Origin of the sequence: Pseudomonas sp. PAMC 29040, from assembly GCF_003994535.1 — a bacterium.
GTDB classification, from domain to species: Bacteria; Pseudomonadota; Gammaproteobacteria; order Pseudomonadales; family Pseudomonadaceae; genus Aquipseudomonas; species Aquipseudomonas paraversuta.
On the sequence record NZ_RZAA01000003.1, the window covers coordinates 1 to 16,059 of the forward strand.

The window sequence follows — 16,059 nt, forward strand, 5'->3', positions numbered from 1 at the left end:
CGTTTCGACCGCTTCGACCAACAAGACCCTGAAAGTTGAAGCGCCGGCGGCACGCAGCGCCGGCATCAAGGTCAAGTCGGTGGCTGAACTGGTCGAGAAACTGAAAAACGAAGCGAAGGTAATCTAATCATGACTATCTTGGTAATCGCAGAACATGATGGCAAGGCGCTGGCTCCGGCCACGCTGAACACCGTGGCCGCTGCCGCAAAAATCGGTGGCGAGATCAACGTTCTGGTTGCAGGCCAGGGCATTGGTGCTGTGGCTGAAGCTGCTGCGCAAATCGCTGGTGTGGCTAAAGTGCTGGTGGCTGACAACGCGGCTTACGCCCATCAGTTGCCGGAAAACGTTGCTCCGCTGGTAGCCGAGCTGGGCAAGGGCTACAGCCACATCCTGGCTGCCGCTACTTCCAACGGTAAAAACATCCTGCCGCGTGTTGCTGCGCAGCTGGACGTTGACCAGATCTCCGAGATCATCTCGGTTGAAAGCGCTGACACCTTCACCCGTCCGATCTATGCCGGTAACGCCATTGCCACCGTGCAGTCCACTGCGCCAGTCAAGGTGATCACCGTGCGTGCCACCGGTTTCGACCCGGTTGCGGCCCAGGGTGGTTCGGCAGCCGTTGAAGCGGTTGCAGCAGTGCACGATGCAGGCATTTCGTCGTTCGTTGGTGAAGAGCTTGCCAAGTCGGATCGTCCGGAACTGACAGCTGCCAAAATCGTCGTTTCCGGCGGTCGTGGCATGCAGAACGGCGACAACTTCAAACTGCTGTACACCCTGGCTGACAAGCTGGGCGCTGCAGTGGGCGCTTCCCGCGCGGCAGTTGACGCAGGTTTCGTACCGAACGACATGCAGGTCGGCCAGACCGGCAAAATCGTTGCGCCACAGCTGTACATCGCGGTCGGTATCTCCGGCGCGATCCAGCATCTGGCCGGTATGAAAGACTCCAAAGTGATCGTTGCGATCAACAAGGACGAAGAAGCGCCGATCTTCCAGGTGGCCGATTACGGTCTGGTTGCGGACTTGTTCGAAGCAGTACCTGAGCTGGAGAAGCTGGTTTAATCCAGTTGCTTCACTTATAAAGAGCCCGGTCACGCGGGCTGCGGGGAAGGGCCAAGCACGCTGTGTTTGCCTGTTCTTTGCAGTCCGTGTGATCGGGTTTTTTATGCGTCAGAATTGAGTGCGTGGAGTGCAGGGTTATGGATGTGCGTCAGATCCGCAGGTTGTTGCTCGGGTTGGTATTGTTGCCCCTGCTGTCTGAGGCCGCGGGCAAGTGTGAACGCCTGATCGTGACCGGCAGCCCGGATGCGCCGCCTTATCTATGGCGTGATCCTGGCAACCCGGCGCACTTGATCGGTGCCAGTGCCGACCTGATGGTGCAAGCGGGCCAGGAGCTGGGGATCAAGGTTGAAGTGCTGTATGGCGGCAAGCGTTCCCAGGCTCAGGACGAAGTCAAAACCGGGCGTATGGACATGCTGCTGGATGCGCCGCTGACAGTGGCCGGGCTCTCTTCACTCGACTACATCCACCCGCCACTGATGCGTAACGATTATTTGGTCTGGACCCGTAAAGATTCGGCGCTGGCCTACGAAACGCCGGCAGACCTGAGCGGACATGCAGGGGCCATTTCGGAAAAAGCCCGCACCACAGAGGCCTTTGATACATTTGCCCTGCACCAGTTAACCCTCAAGCCCGAGCCCGGACTGACGGCGGCTTTCCAGAAGCTGCTGCTCGGGCAGGTCGAGTATGTGCTGGCCGGTCGCTATGCCGGTATGGCTACGGCTCAAACCCTGGGCATTGCCGATGACGTGATGGCGCACCCACAGCCGATCGATCAGCCGGGACTGTTTTTGGCGATATCCCATGACTCTGCCTGCAATGACCCATGGTTGCGCGGACAGCTCGCCAAAAAGATGACAGAATTGCCCGCCTCCGGCCTGGCCGAGGCTGCACTGCAACGCAATCTGGAGCGGTGGAAAGCCCAGCTGCAACAACCGCTTAGCGCCCCAAAACAGTAGGAATTCTTAGTGACATTGCGACCTTTTTTCGTCGCCCTGGCCGTTATGGCTTTGGCGGGTTGTGCAGCCGATCCGGTGCCGAATGAACAATTGCGTCTGACCGAGCAAGCCCTTGAACAAGCCAGGGCAGTGGGGGTCAGCGCCGACGATACAGCTGAACTCAAACAGGCCGAAAGCAAGTTGGCTCAGGCCCGGGCAGACATGCTCGATGGGTCCTACAAAGATGCGCGCATGCAGGCAGAACAGGCCGAGCTTGATGCGCGATTGGCCGAAGCCCGCGTTCTGACGCAAAAAAGCCAGGAGCAGTTGAACGTGCTCAACACCCGTATCGCGCGTTTACGCAAGCAACTGGCGGAGGCCCAATGAGTCTCAAGTCCGCAGTTTTCAGTGGTGTGTTGTTGTCGGGTAGCATGGCTCTGGCCGGTTGCGCCGGGCATCACAACAGTGATCAGGCCCTGCAACAGGCCGCCAGCGATTTTCAGACAGTCAAAGAAGACAGCAACGTGCTGCGCATTGCACCCAAAGATGTGATTCGGGCCGGCGAGTCCCTGGCGCGGGCGGATCGTTTGTCTTCTTACTGGGGCAGTGGTGACGATGTGGAGCATTACGCCTACCTGAGCCAGCGTTACAGTGAAATCGCCCGCGAGCATACCCAGCAAGTACTCAACGAAGAGCGGGCTGCCAAGCTGGAACTGGAGCGCCAGCGTCTGCAACTGGCACTGCGTGAGGCCAAGCTGTTGAGTGTCCAGCAGCAGGGGCAGTGGCTGGAAGAACAGATCATCAGCCTGGCCACGACTCAGACTGACCGGGGGTTGGTGATGACCCTGGGCGACGTGTTGTTCGATACCGGCGAAGCCGACCTGAAAAATTCGGCGAACCGTACAGTGCTCAAACTGGTGCAGTTTCTGCAACTGAACCCCAAGCGCGTCGTACGTATCGAGGGCTACACCGACAGCACGGGCGGCCGGGACGACAATCTCAAATTGTCCCTGGCACGGGCGCAGGCGGTGGCGGATGTATTGATCGACTTGGGGATCGACGACAAACGTATCCAGGTGGAAGGCTACGGCGATCAGTATCCGGTGGACGTGAACGCCACCGAACGTGGTCGTGCACAAAATCGTCGGGTTGAAATCGTCTTCTCTGACGAAAAAGGTCAACTTGGCGCTGCCCGCTAATTCCCCGCATACCCGCTAGCCGTTGCCGCAGGCTGCGACGGCCTGCGTGGCAGCCCTGATCCTGAGGGGCCTGCGGGCCCTGTCGCAGTCCACTGCAGTGGCGAGCAATGCGCTTGCACCTCCTTTCCCTTCGCCAACCTGTACCCATACAGTTAAGCCTTTAGCCCACTGTACTGTTGAGGTGGGTGACAACTGTGCCCGTACACTTCTAAACTGTTTCGGTTATTGCTCTCAAGAACATGCTCTTCATAAAAATAATGCCTGAACATCGAGTGCTGCGACATGACCAACCTTTTGCTCTATCAACGTATCGCTCAGCAGTTGGCTGAAGATATTCGGCGCGGCGTGTATCAGCCGGGCGAACGAGTACCTTCGGTGCGCAAGATGAGTTCGCAGCTCAATGTCAGTCACGCGACGGTGTTGCAGGCTTACGCCAACCTTGAAGATCAGGGCTTGATCAGGGCGCGTCCGCAATCCGGCTATTACGTACACCAGACTCCCGCCTTGACGGCGCCTACCCCCGATATAGCCCGGGTCGAACGTCCGGGGCTGGTGACGCGCAGCAGCATCATTCAGCAAGTGCTGGTCGAATCACGTCGCGAAGGGGTGTTTCCACTGGGGGCCGCGGTACCGAGTGTCGACTACTTGCCGGTGCGGGCATTGCATCAGCAACTGGCCAAGGTCACGCGTTTCCACAGCCCTCGGGCGTTCAGCTACATGTTCAGTCCGGGCTTTGAGCCGCTGCGCCGCCAGGTCGCGATCCGCATGCGCGACGCCGGGGTGGTGGTTGACCCCTCGGAGGTGATCATCACCCACGGTTGTGTCGATGCCCTGCAAATGTCGCTGCGCACGCTGACCCGCCCGGGGGACCTGATTGCGGCCGAGTCACCGACCTATTACGGCTTGCTGCAGCTTGCCGATCTTCTGGGTCTGAAGGTCATCGAAATACCCAGCGATCCGGCCACCGGCATGAGCCTCGAAGCTCTGCAGCTGGCGGCCAATCAATGGTCGATCAAGGCTCTGGTCCTGACCACGCGCCTGAGCAACCCGCTGGGTGGCACCATGCCCGAAGAGCGGCAGAAGCAGTTGCTGCGCCTGGCCTCGGATTTTGATATTCAGATTGTTGAAGATGATATTTATGGCGAACTGATGTTTGAAGTCGGTCGCACCAAAGCCTTGAAGGCCTACGACCGTCTGGATCGGGTGATTTACTGCTCCAGTTTCTCTAAAACCCTGTCGCCGGGTGTGAGAATCGGCTGGATGATCGCCGGCAAATATCAACAGGAAATCCAGCGCCTGCAAACCTTCACCACTCATTCGGCGTGCAGTGTCACGCAGATGGGGGTAGCGGCCTATCTTGAAAACGGCGGTTACGATCGCCATTTGCGGTTTATCCGCCAGGAATACCGTAAGAACCTCAGCGCGTTCCAGCTGGCCGTTCAGCAGCACTTTCCGGAAGGAACACAAATGTCGCGCCCCAGTGGCGGCTTCATTTTGTGGGTCAGCTTGCCGGGCCGGGTCAATACCCAGGAGCTGCATGTCCGGGCGTTGCAACAGGGCATCAGTATTGCCCCGGGGCTGATATTCAGTAATACCGAGCAGTTCAATCACTGCATACGTCTGAACTGCGCCATACCCTGGAACCGCGAGGCCGAGCGGGCGCTGATGACCCTGGGCATGCTTGCCAGCCAGCTTTGCCTGGAAACGGCAAGCCTCTACTGAGGAGCTGAGCGACGGCGGATACAACCATTGGGATACTTTGGACTTGTCACTCTGGTGCTAAAGCGCCAGCATATGCGCCTAAACCGTTAAAGCTGTGGAGTTATGAAAGCGACATTCTGTGTGGGGCTTATATTGATGGGTGTGCTGACGGCGTTCAATGCTGGCGCTGCTACAGCCGTTCAGTCGCAGCCAGAAACAGTCACTGCCAAGTCGCACACTGCCAGTTCCAGGGAAAAACCTGTGGCTGCCAGGCAAGCTCCGGCAAAGAAACGCGCGCCCATCGCGAGCAAATCCAGCTCTGCCCACGAGATTGCGAAAAAGCCTCTGCCCTCTGCCAAACTTGACTTGAGCTTGCCTCCCGAGATGGTCCGCCAGCTGCGGCCTCTGGGTACCATTGCAATGCCTGCGCACAAGCCGCTGCTGCCGAACATGTTTGGCGAAAAGCCGGAACAGGAAAGCCCTTTTCAATTGAACGGGCGCTTGCTCAGCAATGAAATGGGTCTGCAATTGCGCAACGAAGCGCGGCAGAGCGAGATTGAGGGTGCGGCGCTGGATTTTGAATTCAAACAATAAGTGCCTGCAGCTCAACCTTCCATTCCATTGCGGCCGGCTTGCAAACTGACTGCCCGGTCACAGCCATTTCTGCTGAACGGTCAATTTCAAACGCCCGTTCCAGCGAGTAATATCCCTTGTCATCAACACACTTTGCCCCGAATCAGGAGCTACTGTCATGAACTGCCGTGAAGGCTGTGGCGCTTGCTGCATCGCCCCCTCCATCAGTACTCCGCTGCCCGGCATGCCCCATGGCAAACCTGCGGGGGAACGCTGTCTGCATCTTTCTGTCGACTACTTGTGCGGTTTGTTCGGCCAGCCCGAACGTCCGGCCGTATGTGGCGCTTTTCAGGCCGACATCGAGGTGTGTGGCAGCAATCGGGAAGAAGCGATCAAGCTGATCGGTTGGTGGGAGCGCATGACAGCGGCTTAGTGTGTTTTTGTTCAGTGAACAGACCTTCAACAATAAGGAATAAGACAATGGGTTCGTTGCATAGAGTGGCATTGGCATGCGGTTTGACTGTTTTGCTGGCGGGCGTGGCCCAGGCAGAAGACTGGAAGGTGGCGAAAAATGAAGACGGGATCAAGGTCTCGCTGAGTGAAGTTCCCGGGTCTCAATACAAGGCCTACCAAGGGGTAACCACCATCAAGGCGCCACTTGCCAAAATCAGTGCTTTGCAAGAAGACGTGGCCAGTGCCTGTGCCTGGATTCACGAGTGCAAAACGCAAAAGCTGCTCAAGCATGAGGGCGATCAGAGCTGGACCTATACCCAGTTCAATACCCCCTGGCCCGTGACCCCCCGTGACTCGGTACTGCTGGTGACCACGAATGTGGCAGCGGATGGCACCTTGACCCGCACCCTGAAGGGCTTGCCGAAGTACATTCCTGAAGAAAAGGGCTTTGTTCGGGTCGCTCAGGTCGACGGTTTCTGGAAATTGGTACCCAAAGGCGACAATCTGACAGAAGTCACCTATCAGGTGCACACCGAGCCGGGCGGCAGCGTGCCTTCATGGCTGGCCAACAAGTTTGTGGTCGATGCCCCGTTCAATACCCTCAAGGCGCTGCGTGAGCGTGCAGAGAAGTAATCAGCACTCTGATATCTGTTTGGCCCGGCATCTGGACAGCGCATCTGTCCAGCTACCGGGCCAGGTCACGCAAGTCTTTGGCAGACAAAAAAAATCTCCGATTTCACGGCTTCCCTCTTGGCAGTCATTGCGCGCTGGGGCTACTCTGCATCCAGACCAGCGAAGTAATCGACTGGCTCTGATCTTGTTCGCTACATGCTTAACACTCTCTGTCATGGCCAACCTGTTGCCGGTCAGGGAGCGCTGAATGTCTATCCATTGCGAGGAGGACGTTTCATGAGCACAGCCCATCAAGAAGACCTCAGCAGCTATGTGCTGCGCCGCATGAAAGAAGGCGGTTTTGATTTTTCCCGCATCCATCCCATCGAGTTCTACGCCATTTTCCCGGACGAGGAGCGGGCGCGCAGAGCGGCAGGCAAATTTTGTGGTGAATCCCTGAATGCCCAGATCAACGTGCGGGATGACGGTGCCTGGCATCTGGAATTGAGCAAAGTGATGTACGCCACCTATGGTGGCATTGGTGATTTTGAGCAGGACTTCGAAGCAGTGGTTGTCCCCCTGGGCGGGATCATTGAAGGCTGGGGCGTCAAGCAGGAGGTGCGTGGCCTGCTCAATTGAATCAAGTTGAAAGAGTCAACGGCTGGCCTCAGGGCTGGCCGTTCTGGTTTTTGCAGACTGTATATTCCCGGTCAGGTTTGGCCATTCACCTTGCGCGTAGCCATATGCTGCAAATAGCGGATCAACATGTCCAGCTCACTGTCGGGTAACACACTGGCCGAAAAGCCGTGCATGCGTGCCTGTGGCCAGTGCCGCAGGCTTTGCGGGTCGCGGATGTAGCGCTTGAGAAAGTCTGCTGCGAAGTACTCGGTGGGGTTGTACGGAATGTTCAGGTCGGGGCCGAATTGGGCATCGCCCGCACCATTTAGACGATGGCACGCCAGGCAGTTTTTTTGAAACAGTGCAAACCCCTGATTGATCGGAGAGTCCGTGGGCAGTGCCGGGTCTGGCAGCAGGGCCGCAAAGCGTTCGGCAACCGGCGGTTGGCGTTTGAAACTGGCCACTTGAAAAGGCCATTGTTCGGGGCTGATATGGCTGGCCTGAGGGTCGGTCCATACCAGATAGAACGGTCCCGCACTCGGTTTGTCCTTACCCAGCGGTGGCCAGGGCTGAGCCGGATCTTCAATTGCCAGCCAGGCTCTGGCGCCGCTGCGGCTTAGCAGCGGTCCGGCGGCCAGCTCCGCAGCAAACCCGTCCAGAGCGATCGCTTGCAGGTGGTCATCAGGCTTGATGCCCTGGAGCAGGGTGGCAAGGGGAATAGCGCGGTAGGTCATGTTGCGTCTGTATGCAACATCATCAGTGATATGCAGGGTTTGCGTCGCCGGATGCTGCAACAGCTCGGCGGTTTGCCAGCTGCGGCTGGCGTTGCCCAGGTCGAGTGTGAGTTGGGCAGCGCCAGCCGGCAGGCTGAGTAAGTAAACCAGGAAGAGAGTCAGTAATTTCAATGGGGATGCTGTTCTGTTGTGATCGATGGCCTGGGTGCCACTGGCCCGAACTGAAGGCGATACCTTAGCCGATTACCCTGGTGAGATTGGGTAAAATCAAGAGTAAGGTCGTGGCAAAGAGAATAAGTCCGGCCTGACGTACTTTCGTATATTTAAACATGGCGGTCTGCCTTTTTTTGTTATTCCTGAGCGGCAATGTTGAAAGACCACGGCGCAAGTGCTGAACAAGGCGCCGTATCCCTCGACTGAGTTAACCTTAGAGTCCACATAACATATGGCTTAGAACCCTTTCACATCATCCAAGTGCATTAGGTTTCTAAAACGCTATTAAGCTTGCCGTACCCTCTCTGTCAGCCCATGGCTAGACGCAATGGCCCTTTGAGGCCCACTAATTATTAGTGCCCTACCGTTCGTCAGGGAGGTTGTCGGTGGCCCTATCGCTGCGCAGATTCGGCTCCGGTTTGCAGGGCGGCAGCTTTCCGGTAGTTAGCCCGCGTTCAGGGCTTGCCTTGAAATACCCTTTCAAGGCAGGCTCTATCGAGTTGCCATCACCTCTATTGCCTTTATCGTGCCAGGTACTTTTATGTCGCTACGCATCTGCATTCTGGAAACCGACATTCTGCGTCCAGAGTTTGTTGATCAATATCAAGGCTATGGGCAGATGTTCAAACACCTGTTCTCGCAACAGCCCATTGCTGCGCAATTCAGTATTTTTAACGTGATGAATGGCCAATATCCGTCTGACGATCAAAGCTTTGATGCCTATCTGGTTACCGGCAGCAAGGCGGATTCATTCGGCACCGATCCCTGGATCCAGACACTGAAAAGCTATTTGCTGAGCCGTTATGAGCGTGGCGATAAATTGCTCGGCGTCTGTTTCGGTCACCAGCTGTTGGCGTTGCTGCTGGGCGGCAAGAGCGAGCGGGCCACCCAGGGCTGGGGAGTTGGCACCCATCAGTACAAGCTGGCGGCCAAAGCACCGTGGATGAGCCCGGTTGTCGAAGACCTCACATTGCTGATCAGCCATCAGGATCAGGTCACGGCCTTGCCGGAGAACGCCACGGTAATCGCCTCCAGCGATTTTTGCCCGTTTGCCGCCTATCACATCAACGATCAGGTGTTGTGCTTCCAGGGGCATCCCGAGTTCATACATGACTACTCGCGGGCATTGCTCAACTTGCGCCAGGAGAGCCTGGGCGAGCAGATCTACAGCAGCGGAATCAGCAGCCTGGAACAAGAGCATCATGGGCGAACGGTTGCCGAGTGGATGATGCGATTTGTTTCGCACAACTCTCAGACCCAGGTGTGAAGACTTGCAGGGGCGAGCCTCTCTCGCTCCTGCAGTTCAGCTCGTCTTACAGCCAGCCAGAACGCTTGAAGCTCGTCCACAGCCCTGCAACGCCCAGGGTGATAAACCCCAACACGCCGAAATAACCGTAGTGCCAGCTCAGCTCCGGCATGTTCTGGAAGTTCATCCCGTAGATACCTGCCACTGCTGTCGGGAAGGCCAGAATGGCTGCCCAGGCGGCAAATTTGCGCTGCACGATACTTTGCCGTGAAGACTCCAGCAGTACGACAATTTCAATGGTTTGTGTGGCGATGTCGTGCAGGGTGGTCAGGTCTTCCATTTGCCGGGTAACGTGGATCTGCACATCGCGAAAGTACGGACGCATGTTCTTGTCGATAAACGGAAAGGTCAGGCGCTGTAACTCTTCACTGATTTCGACCATGGGCGCCACATAGCGGCGTAAGCGCAGAACATCGCGGCGCAGTGCATGCAAATGCAGGATATCGGCTTCGTTGAGTGCATTGCCCAGGATGTTGCGTTCGAGCTGATCGATTTCAGCGTGAATGGCTTCACTGACGGGCTGATAGCTTTCAGTAACGAAATCGAGCAGGGCATACAACACAAAATCTTCGCCATGATCCAGCAGCAGCGGGCGGGCCTCACAGCGCTGGCGTACCGCCCGATAAGACGCGGAGTGACCATTGCGGCAGGTAATGATGTAGCCATTGCCGGCAAAGATATGGGTTTCGACGAAGTCCAGTTTGCCTTCATGGCGAATCGGCGAGTAGATGACGATGAACAGCGCATCGCCAAAGGTCTCTAGCTTGGGCCGACTGTGTTGTTCCAGGGCGTCTTCAATGGCCAGTTCATGCAGATGAAACTGGCGTTGCAAGTTACTCAGCTCTTGCGCGTCCGGTTGCTCAAGGCCGATCCAGACGAAGTGACCGGGCTTTTCAGCCCAGCCGCTGCCTTCGTCCAGAGTGATGTCGGTGACTTTTTTGCCTGCGCTGTAAACCGCGGCAGCAACAACTCTCCCCATAGTTCTTATCGCTTCTTCTTCAAAGGGTTATGGCACGAAGATGCAGCTTAGCGTGCAATGCCCTGCTTTGAGGCCTGAAACGTTCAGAGGTTCGGGTTGGATGCCGGTGTTTTACCCCCGGCCATGGGTGGCAGGCGGTGGTTTTGCTGTGCCAGCAGTTCACGGTCCATCGCTTCAATGCACTCGCGCATTTGTTCGCGGCACTGTTCCATCAGGGCCGGCATGTCTTCCAGGGTCAGCCCGGCAGTTGGAATCGGGGGCAATGAACGGATCTCAATATCGGCACTGTGCCAGCGATTGAGCTTCAAGTGCTGGCTATAAGTGCTGACGCACACCGGCACAATTGGCACGCCGGCACTGATCGCCATCTGGAACGCGCCTTTTTTGAAGGGCAGCAGGGCTTTGCCGAAGTTGCGCGTACCCTCTGCAAAGACCCAGATCGAAGTGTCTTTTTCTTGCAGGGTGCGGGTGGTGGTGAGCATGGACTGACGGGCTTTTTGTGCATTGCCCCGATCAATCAATACATTGCCCGCCAGCCAGAACAACTGGCCGAACAGAGGCACCCATTTCAGATTTTTTTTACCGATGCACACAGTACGCTTCGGCACCACATTGCCGAACACGAACAAGTCATAGTTGGACTGGTGGTTGGCCACTATCACGCAGCTCTGGGGCTTGTCCATCAATGGACCAACCTCGGCCTTGAGCCTGTAGCCCAGGATCCATTTCGAAGGCCACGCATAAAGACGCGCGCACAATCGACTGTTGTCCGGGTTGAACGGGCGACAGATTCCGAGCAATACACCGAGCACGCCAGCGATCATAAAATGCAGGCTCATCAACAACATACGTATCGAAAGTAGCATTTACAGGCTCGCTAAAACAAAAGTTGGCGCAGTGTACGGATGTGCACTGTATTCGGCAATTACCCCGATACACCTGGGAGATTGCTGATGTTTAAGTATTTGTTTCAGCGAGAGGGCTCAAGCGCGGGCCAGAGGTGTTGACGGGTTTTAGCGGGGGGAGCCATCCCGACTGCTGGCTGCAATCGGGACCGGATTACCGGGGCAGGGTCAGAGGGGGTGAAGCTGATCTTCTTCGATCGCCTTGTCCAGAGTCTCCAGCAGTTCTTTGCGCACTTTGAGCTTGGTGTTCTTGTGCGCCTTCATGTTGATCTTCTTCAGCTGGCGCGCCATTTCCAGGGCGGCGGTCCTCAGTTCTTCGGGTTTGACCACCTGATCGAGGAAGCCTGCGTCTACCGCACTGTGGGGATTGAACATCTCACCGTTGATCACCGAACGATGGAATGCCGATTTGCGCAACCGGTCGCGTGCCAGTTCAATGCCGGCGTGATGCATGGTCATGCCGATTTGCACTTCATTCAGGCCAATGCTGAACGGGCCTTCGACGCCGATCCGGTAATCAACCGACAACAACACAAATGCGCCTTTGGCCACCGCATGGCCCGGGCAGGCAGCAATGACCGGGAAGGGATGCGCCAGTAAGCGGCGAGCCAGGGTCGAGCCCTGTCTAACCAGCTCAATCGCCTGCTCGGGGCTGGCGGTCATGACCTTCAAGTCATAGCCGGCCGACAGAATGCCCGGCTGCCCGGTAATAATCACCACTGCGCGATCCAGTTCGGCCTGATCCAGTGCCGCATTGAACGCAGTGATCACGTCCGGGGAAATAGCATTCACCTTGCCATTGCTCAAGGTCAGGGTGGCGATACCGTCTTCCAGGTGATACGAGATCAAGTCACTCATGGCGCAATTCCTTGTATAGAAGTTGGCAGACGTTACCCAGCCCCAAGGCGCAGGTAAAGCCTTGTGACTGACTGGTGAGTCAGGCAAATGGTGTGCGCCTTCTATATAGAGGGCGGCGCGCCTGTCGAACAGCCTTGGCCTGGCAAAGCTCCGGGGCCGGAATTTGCCAGATGCAACCGGTCTGCCCGGACCTGAAAAACAGCGAATCCCGTAAGCGCATGAAAATTCTGAAAAAAACATTTGTCATATCGAAAGCTTTCGACTACATTAGCGCGCCTCGACAGACAGAACTTGTTTGAAGAGATACGGTGAAGTGTCCGAGTGGCTTAAGGAGCACGCCTGGAAAGTGTGTATACAAGAAATTGTATCGAGAGTTCGAATCTCTCCTTCACCGCCAAATTTAAAACACGCGAAGCCCCTGAATTCATTGAAGAATCTCAGGGGCTTCGTGGTTTTCGACGTGTGAAAAAAGTCCCATGGGACGGTCCATGGGACAGATATGGGACAGACCCTATATTTTGAGGGCGTGTTCAAGCATTCCGATAACGTCCGGACCGTCCTCGTTGATCCAGGTGCCGTAATGCTTCCGGATCATGCCTCCGTCCGTATGGCCCATCTGTTCAGCGATCCAGTCGATCGATGCAACACCGCTGCTGAGCAGCTGACTGGCGTAGGTGTGCCGGCACTGGCCAGGCCCGCGATATCGAACGCCTGCATGCTCCAAGTGGGTTTTGAAGAAGCGATCGCGGATGTTGAAGTCACTGACATGCGGCTCACCACTGGACGTGTTGAGAAACACGAAATGCAGCTTGTGCTGCCTGACCGTCCTGTTGTCTCGCTCGACGATGTCGACCGTCTGCGATTTGTAACCCTTCGTCAGCACCCGAAGCTTCTGCAGGGCATCGAGCGCCGGGGCCAGTAAGCGAACCCTCCTGTTTGATCTGCGTGTTTTAGTCACCCGGTATGCACCGCGGACCTTTGACCGTCTGAACGTAACGGTGCCCGATTGCAGATCAACGTCTTCCCAGGCCAATGCAATGGTTTCGGACACGCGTGGCCCAGCCCATATCATGAACTGAACCATCAGCAGCTCGAAGGTACGTTTGGTTGGTGTGGCCAGGATCTGCGCAATCTCAGCGCGGGTGAACGGATCCGGTAGAGTCGGATCAGGAAGGCGCACATGCAGGCCCTCAGTTGGATCATGCGCTACCTTCTTGCGGGTGCGGTACAGCTTAAACACCTGGCGAACGTTGCTGATGATGTCACGAATGGTCTTGTTGCTCAGCCTGGCCGAGAGAGTCACCTGAACCCACTCTTGCAGATCAAGGTGATCCACCTGATCGATCTGCACGCCGCCCCACCGAGGACGCACATGGACTTCAGCCTTATTCAAATAGCCACGATATGACGTCGCCGCGACGCTATTTTTTTTAATGCTCAGCCAAAGATCCAGATAATGACCGAACGTGCTCTCGACCAACCTGGTTGAATTGGGGAAATGACGTGAGTAATCGAACGTGCCAGATTGTATTTCGTAGTTAATGATTTCCACTAACCGCTTGGCATGCGCGACGTTGGCAGGTGTGTTACCACCTGGTAGGGACTCCCTGCATCTGCTCCCATCATAGTTGAAGTAGATCCGAACTGAATTACCCCGAGCCTCGACGCCGCTCATATATGCCCTTACGCTGAAATTTGTATAGCGATAGTGTGACGTTGAAAAAAAGTAAGGCCCGTTTCCGGGCCTAGTAAGGTTCTGTGGATTTTCTAGTGGACGTTCGTAACTTCTTAAAACTCCTGTTTAGTCACGCCCATTTCATGCGCTCCATCAGATCGTGTGCTTCTTTTTCTGGCCACTTGAAGTGACCATAAGCAACTTTACGAATGAACGTTTCGAGCTCTTCTTGATGTCTTAACGCATGACCGCTCGACCATGCTGCTACTCGCATACCGGCGACTTCCCGAGGTACTGAGTTACCCATGCCTTCCACAACCAATGTGTCGTAACTTGTAGTATTACTCATGGACTTTGGCCTCAGCACTAAAACCAGCTTTGATCAGATCCTTGTTGTGTATTTCCGTCGCCCAAAGAAGGCCCTGTTGCCAAGCATCCTCCATCGAGTTGGAGTAGATCCAGACAGTTCTCATGTAACCCCAGCTGGATTGGAATGAGGTGGGGCTGAAATACGTCCGGACAGGGGTGCCAAACTGCACTCCACTGCCGTGGAAGCCCATGCTCTGGGCTTGGTGGGAATTCGCCAACAGCACTTCGTATTCGTGGTCCCGTTGATTCTCCCATTCGTCAATTTCCCAACCAGGTGCACTGAGCACCGCTGACAGAGGTTTAAGTGAAAGATGCTGCAGTGGATGCTCCAGTAGAGCGTCCACAAACGACTGTAAGGGTTCGTCGAGGTGCTGATGCTCGAAAGCTTCTGTGGCCAACTGGCTTGCCAGGTCCACTACCTGCAGGGTACGAAGTTGGTAGTCTTCGGCTTGAATACTACGGTTCTGGTTTGTTGGCGAGTTGCAGCCACTTGGGTTACTCATGAGCTTTGGCCTCCAGGTCTGTAATGCGATTTAGCAGTTGTGCAATAACTTGTTTATTTTCATATAGAGCCAACTCCAAGTTAAGAGAGCGTTCAATACGATAAATAATTTCACTGTTCATGCTTCGATGATTATCTTGAGCGGCATTGGCGATTCTAGGGCGTAGGCCGTCAGGAAGGCGGAGTACAAATTTGTCTAGCTCGCGAGAGTCACGCATTAGTTCGTCCCTCCGATGATAGATTTAGCGAGCAACTGGGCAACCACAGCTGCATCGCGCTCTGATAACTCGCCCAAGGTTTGGGCCATGCTGCTCAGGCTTTCCAAGCGCACACGTGCCTCAGGGGATTTGTGAACCAGGTAGCCGATTACAGCGGCTCCGATAATGGCGGTGGCCACCAGATGTCTTGCCGGTGTGGTAGCCTTTGCTTCGCTGCTGCTTTGGTTGGTCACTTTCATGGTGTTGTCCTCAGTGGTGGTTGGTGTCGGGGAGGTGCGAACTCCTCGACACTTTTTCATTTCCGACGTGTGCCGGTATCAGTTGATCAATACGGTACAAATTCGGGACAAGCGGCATATTTGACTGCGTTCAACGCTCGAAAACTTTGCTCGCTGCTAAGGTCAAGCAGGAGGCTGAGCGCATCCACCAGGGCCATTAATTGCCCAGCATTTTTTGCGGCTCGTAGGCTTAGCTGGTCCCCGTGCTGATCCAGCAATATGGAAGTGTTGATGGGAGCGATTAGGTTGAAGGTGCTGAGCAACTGGTCTTTACGCTCCCGTACGATGCGACCGAACACCCTAGCCTGATCCGCCTGGAGTTCTTGCAGGCGCATGGCGTGGTGGCGGCTTTCATTCGTATGGGGGGCTGATAGAGCAATGTGCGCCAAGCGGCTTTCAATGGCTTCGCTACATTCGATGGGAGGGTTGGCGCAGATAACCACCGAGCCCTTGAAGGTGGTCTCAATTTGTTCGACGCGACCAGCTACCGAGAGGCGGCCATTGTTAAAAAGTGGGGCGAGGACATCCCAATCGAATACAGGCTCTGGTTCGGAGCTTTCTTCAAAGACAATGGCTTGATTGTCAGCGAGGCAGATCATGCGGGCGAGGCCTGCAGGATGTGCACGCTTTGTCTCATAGGATGTCAATGAGTCCTGCTCGTTGAGTTTCCACAAGTAACCCATCAAGGATGTTTTGCCGCTGCCCGCACTGCCAGTGATGTGCAGGAATGGGAAGCTGTATTGCTCCGCGCGAATGGATTCCGCATGCATGGACCCCAGCAGCCAGGCCATGGCCACAATTCCCTGCGAGCCATAAACGGCATAGAAGTCGTCAAAGCGAATCGCGTTTTTTAGTTCGTTTTGCATGGTTTC

Annotated in this window: 20 protein-coding genes, 1 tRNA gene and 1 pseudogene; 12 read left to right on the forward strand and 10 right to left on the reverse strand. The window is 55.8% G+C overall.

Annotated features, from left to right (window positions below; genetic code table 11):
• From WG29040_RS05340 to WG29040_RS05385, 10 genes and pseudogenes are all read left to right on the forward strand, one after another.
• Positions 1 to 127, forward strand: a pseudogene (locus WG29040_RS05340) (electron transfer flavoprotein subunit beta/FixA family protein); the annotation flags it as partial.
• Between the two features lie 2 nt (positions 128 to 129).
• Positions 130 to 1,059 (forward strand): electron transfer flavoprotein subunit alpha/FixB family protein, encoded by a 930-nt coding sequence (locus tag WG29040_RS05345; RefSeq protein ID WP_060781736.1) that lies wholly within the window; start codon positions 130 to 132, stop codon positions 1,057 to 1,059.
• A gap of 137 nt (positions 1,060 to 1,196) precedes the next feature.
• Positions 1,197 to 2,015: an ABC transporter substrate-binding protein gene (locus WG29040_RS05350; protein WP_003446496.1), complete on the forward strand. Its 819-nt coding sequence runs from the start codon at positions 1,197 to 1,199 to the stop codon at positions 2,013 to 2,015.
• Between the two features lie 9 nt (positions 2,016 to 2,024).
• On the forward strand, positions 2,025 to 2,381 hold the full coding sequence (locus WG29040_RS05355) for a DUF4398 domain-containing protein (RefSeq protein ID WP_127195770.1): 357 nt from the start codon (positions 2,025 to 2,027) through the stop codon (positions 2,379 to 2,381).
• The gene (locus WG29040_RS05360; protein WP_003446500.1) at positions 2,378 to 3,193 is read left to right on the forward strand and encodes an OmpA family protein; all 816 of its coding nucleotides are present in this window, start codon (positions 2,378 to 2,380) and stop codon (positions 3,191 to 3,193) included. The genes WG29040_RS05355 and WG29040_RS05360 overlap by 4 nt, the downstream gene beginning before the upstream one ends.
• A 282-nt stretch (positions 3,194 to 3,475) precedes the next feature.
• Positions 3,476 to 4,915 (forward strand): PLP-dependent aminotransferase family protein, encoded by a 1,440-nt coding sequence (locus WG29040_RS05365; protein ID WP_003446502.1) that lies wholly within the window; start codon positions 3,476 to 3,478, stop codon positions 4,913 to 4,915.
• 102 nt (positions 4,916 to 5,017) lie between these two features.
• Positions 5,018 to 5,488: a translation initiation factor 2 gene (locus WG29040_RS05370; protein WP_272481838.1), complete on the forward strand. Its 471-nt coding sequence runs from the start codon at positions 5,018 to 5,020 to the stop codon at positions 5,486 to 5,488.
• A gap of 157 nt (positions 5,489 to 5,645) precedes the next feature.
• The gene (locus tag WG29040_RS05375) at positions 5,646 to 5,900 is read left to right on the forward strand and encodes a YkgJ family cysteine cluster protein (protein WP_003446506.1); all 255 of its coding nucleotides are present in this window, start codon (positions 5,646 to 5,648) and stop codon (positions 5,898 to 5,900) included.
• 47 nt (positions 5,901 to 5,947) lie between these two features.
• The gene (locus WG29040_RS05380) at positions 5,948 to 6,553 is read left to right on the forward strand and encodes an START domain-containing protein (RefSeq protein ID WP_003446508.1); all 606 of its coding nucleotides are present in this window, start codon (positions 5,948 to 5,950) and stop codon (positions 6,551 to 6,553) included.
• Positions 6,554 to 6,829: 276 nt separating this feature from the next.
• The gene (locus WG29040_RS05385) at positions 6,830 to 7,171 is read left to right on the forward strand and encodes a ribonuclease E inhibitor RraB (protein WP_003446510.1); all 342 of its coding nucleotides are present in this window, start codon (positions 6,830 to 6,832) and stop codon (positions 7,169 to 7,171) included.
• Positions 7,172 to 7,242: 71 nt separating this feature from the next.
• Here the strand turns inward: WG29040_RS05385 and WG29040_RS05390 are convergent, their stop codons facing one another.
• A complete protein-coding gene (locus WG29040_RS05390; protein WP_127195771.1) occupies positions 7,243 to 8,055 on the reverse strand; it encodes a cytochrome c in 813 nt (270 codons plus the stop codon).
• Positions 8,056 to 8,638: 583 nt separating this feature from the next.
• Between WG29040_RS05390 and WG29040_RS05395 the strand changes: the two genes are divergently transcribed.
• Complete coding sequence (locus tag WG29040_RS05395) at positions 8,639 to 9,364, forward strand: amidotransferase (protein WP_003446514.1); 726 nt, start codon at positions 8,639 to 8,641, stop codon at positions 9,362 to 9,364.
• A 46-nt stretch (positions 9,365 to 9,410) separates the two neighbouring features.
• Here WG29040_RS05395 and WG29040_RS05400 read toward each other — a convergent pair whose 3' ends face one another.
• From WG29040_RS05400 to WG29040_RS05410, 3 genes are all read right to left on the reverse strand, one after another.
• The gene (locus WG29040_RS05400) at positions 9,411 to 10,382 is read right to left on the reverse strand and encodes a magnesium and cobalt transport protein CorA (protein WP_003446522.1); all 972 of its coding nucleotides are present in this window, start codon (positions 10,380 to 10,382) and stop codon (positions 9,411 to 9,413) included.
• A gap of 83 nt (positions 10,383 to 10,465) precedes the next feature.
• Positions 10,466 to 11,248 carry a 1-acyl-sn-glycerol-3-phosphate acyltransferase gene (locus WG29040_RS05405; protein ID WP_003446523.1) on the reverse strand — a complete coding sequence of 261 codons (783 nt, stop codon included), beginning with the start codon at positions 11,246 to 11,248 and terminating at the stop codon, positions 10,466 to 10,468.
• A 207-nt stretch (positions 11,249 to 11,455) separates the two neighbouring features.
• Positions 11,456 to 12,145: a crotonase/enoyl-CoA hydratase family protein gene (locus tag WG29040_RS05410; protein ID WP_127195772.1), complete on the reverse strand. Its 690-nt coding sequence runs from the start codon at positions 12,143 to 12,145 to the stop codon at positions 11,456 to 11,458.
• 307 nt (positions 12,146 to 12,452) lie between these two features.
• On the opposite strand from WG29040_RS05410, the gene WG29040_RS05415 reads away from it, so the two are divergent.
• A tRNA-Ser gene (locus tag WG29040_RS05415) sits at positions 12,453 to 12,542 on the forward strand.
• A gap of 114 nt (positions 12,543 to 12,656) precedes the next feature.
• Here WG29040_RS05415 and WG29040_RS05420 read toward each other — a convergent pair.
• The 6 genes from WG29040_RS05420 to WG29040_RS05445 all read right to left on the reverse strand — a co-directional run bounded on the left by WG29040_RS05420 (position 12,657) and on the right by WG29040_RS05445 (position 16,053).
• Positions 12,657 to 13,820 (reverse strand): Arm DNA-binding domain-containing protein, encoded by a 1,164-nt coding sequence (locus WG29040_RS05420; protein ID WP_127195773.1) that lies wholly within the window; start codon positions 13,818 to 13,820, stop codon positions 12,657 to 12,659.
• Positions 13,821 to 13,950: 130 nt separating this feature from the next.
• Positions 13,951 to 14,169 carry a hypothetical protein gene (locus WG29040_RS05425; RefSeq protein WP_127195774.1) on the reverse strand — a complete coding sequence of 73 codons (219 nt, stop codon included), beginning with the start codon at positions 14,167 to 14,169 and terminating at the stop codon, positions 13,951 to 13,953.
• Positions 14,162 to 14,692, reverse strand: coding sequence for a hypothetical protein (locus WG29040_RS05430; RefSeq protein WP_127195775.1), 531 nt, complete (start codon positions 14,690 to 14,692; stop codon positions 14,162 to 14,164). The genes WG29040_RS05425 and WG29040_RS05430 overlap by 8 nt, the downstream gene beginning before the upstream one ends.
• On the reverse strand, positions 14,685 to 14,909 hold the full coding sequence (locus WG29040_RS05435; RefSeq protein WP_127195776.1) for an Arc family DNA-binding protein: 225 nt from the start codon (positions 14,907 to 14,909) through the stop codon (positions 14,685 to 14,687). Before WG29040_RS05435 ends, WG29040_RS05430 begins: the two co-directional genes overlap by 8 nt.
• Positions 14,909 to 15,148, reverse strand: coding sequence for a hypothetical protein (locus WG29040_RS05440; protein WP_127195777.1), 240 nt, complete (start codon positions 15,146 to 15,148; stop codon positions 14,909 to 14,911). The genes WG29040_RS05435 and WG29040_RS05440 overlap by 1 nt, the downstream gene beginning before the upstream one ends.
• An 86-nt stretch (positions 15,149 to 15,234) precedes the next feature.
• Complete coding sequence (locus tag WG29040_RS05445; protein WP_127195778.1) at positions 15,235 to 16,053, reverse strand: hypothetical protein; 819 nt, start codon at positions 16,051 to 16,053, stop codon at positions 15,235 to 15,237.
• Positions 16,054 to 16,059 lie beyond the last annotated feature (6 nt).

What these genes read in the sequence shown, in the direction of transcription:
- WG29040_RS05345 (WP_060781736.1), top strand. Translation starts at nt 130, where the DNA reads ATGACTATCTTGGTAATCGCAGAACATGATGGCAAGGCGCTGGCTCCG.
- WG29040_RS05350 (WP_003446496.1), top strand. Translation starts at nt 1,197, where the DNA reads ATGGATGTGCGTCAGATCCGCAGGTTGTTGCTCGGGTTGGTATTGTTG.
- WG29040_RS05360 (WP_003446500.1), top strand. Translation starts at nt 2,378, where the DNA reads ATGAGTCTCAAGTCCGCAGTTTTCAGTGGTGTGTTGTTGTCGGGTAGC.
- WG29040_RS05365 (WP_003446502.1), top strand. Translation starts at nt 3,476, where the DNA reads ATGACCAACCTTTTGCTCTATCAACGTATCGCTCAGCAGTTGGCTGAA.
- WG29040_RS05370 (WP_272481838.1), top strand. Translation starts at nt 5,018, where the DNA reads ATGAAAGCGACATTCTGTGTGGGGCTTATATTGATGGGTGTGCTGACG.
- WG29040_RS05375 (WP_003446506.1), top strand. Translation starts at nt 5,646, where the DNA reads ATGAACTGCCGTGAAGGCTGTGGCGCTTGCTGCATCGCCCCCTCCATC.
- WG29040_RS05380 (WP_003446508.1), top strand. Translation starts at nt 5,948, where the DNA reads ATGGGTTCGTTGCATAGAGTGGCATTGGCATGCGGTTTGACTGTTTTG.
- WG29040_RS05385 (WP_003446510.1), top strand. Translation starts at nt 6,830, where the DNA reads ATGAGCACAGCCCATCAAGAAGACCTCAGCAGCTATGTGCTGCGCCGC.
- WG29040_RS05395 (WP_003446514.1), top strand. Translation starts at nt 8,639, where the DNA reads ATGTCGCTACGCATCTGCATTCTGGAAACCGACATTCTGCGTCCAGAG.
- WG29040_RS05400 (WP_003446522.1), bottom strand. Translation starts at nt 10,382, where the DNA reads ATGGGGAGAGTTGTTGCTGCCGCGGTTTACAGCGCAGGCAAAAAAGTC.
- WG29040_RS05405 (WP_003446523.1), bottom strand. Translation starts at nt 11,248, where the DNA reads ATGCTACTTTCGATACGTATGTTGTTGATGAGCCTGCATTTTATGATC.
- WG29040_RS05410 (WP_127195772.1), bottom strand. Translation starts at nt 12,145, where the DNA reads ATGAGTGACTTGATCTCGTATCACCTGGAAGACGGTATCGCCACCCTG.
- WG29040_RS05420 (WP_127195773.1), bottom strand. Translation starts at nt 13,820, where the DNA reads ATGAGCGGCGTCGAGGCTCGGGGTAATTCAGTTCGGATCTACTTCAAC.
- WG29040_RS05425 (WP_127195774.1), bottom strand. Translation starts at nt 14,169, where the DNA reads ATGAGTAATACTACAAGTTACGACACATTGGTTGTGGAAGGCATGGGT.
- WG29040_RS05430 (WP_127195775.1), bottom strand. Translation starts at nt 14,692, where the DNA reads ATGAGTAACCCAAGTGGCTGCAACTCGCCAACAAACCAGAACCGTAGT.
- WG29040_RS05435 (WP_127195776.1), bottom strand. Translation starts at nt 14,909, where the DNA reads ATGCGTGACTCTCGCGAGCTAGACAAATTTGTACTCCGCCTTCCTGAC.
- WG29040_RS05440 (WP_127195777.1), bottom strand. Translation starts at nt 15,148, where the DNA reads ATGAAAGTGACCAACCAAAGCAGCAGCGAAGCAAAGGCTACCACACCG.
- WG29040_RS05445 (WP_127195778.1), bottom strand. Translation starts at nt 16,053, where the DNA reads ATGCAAAACGAACTAAAAAACGCGATTCGCTTTGACGACTTCTATGCC.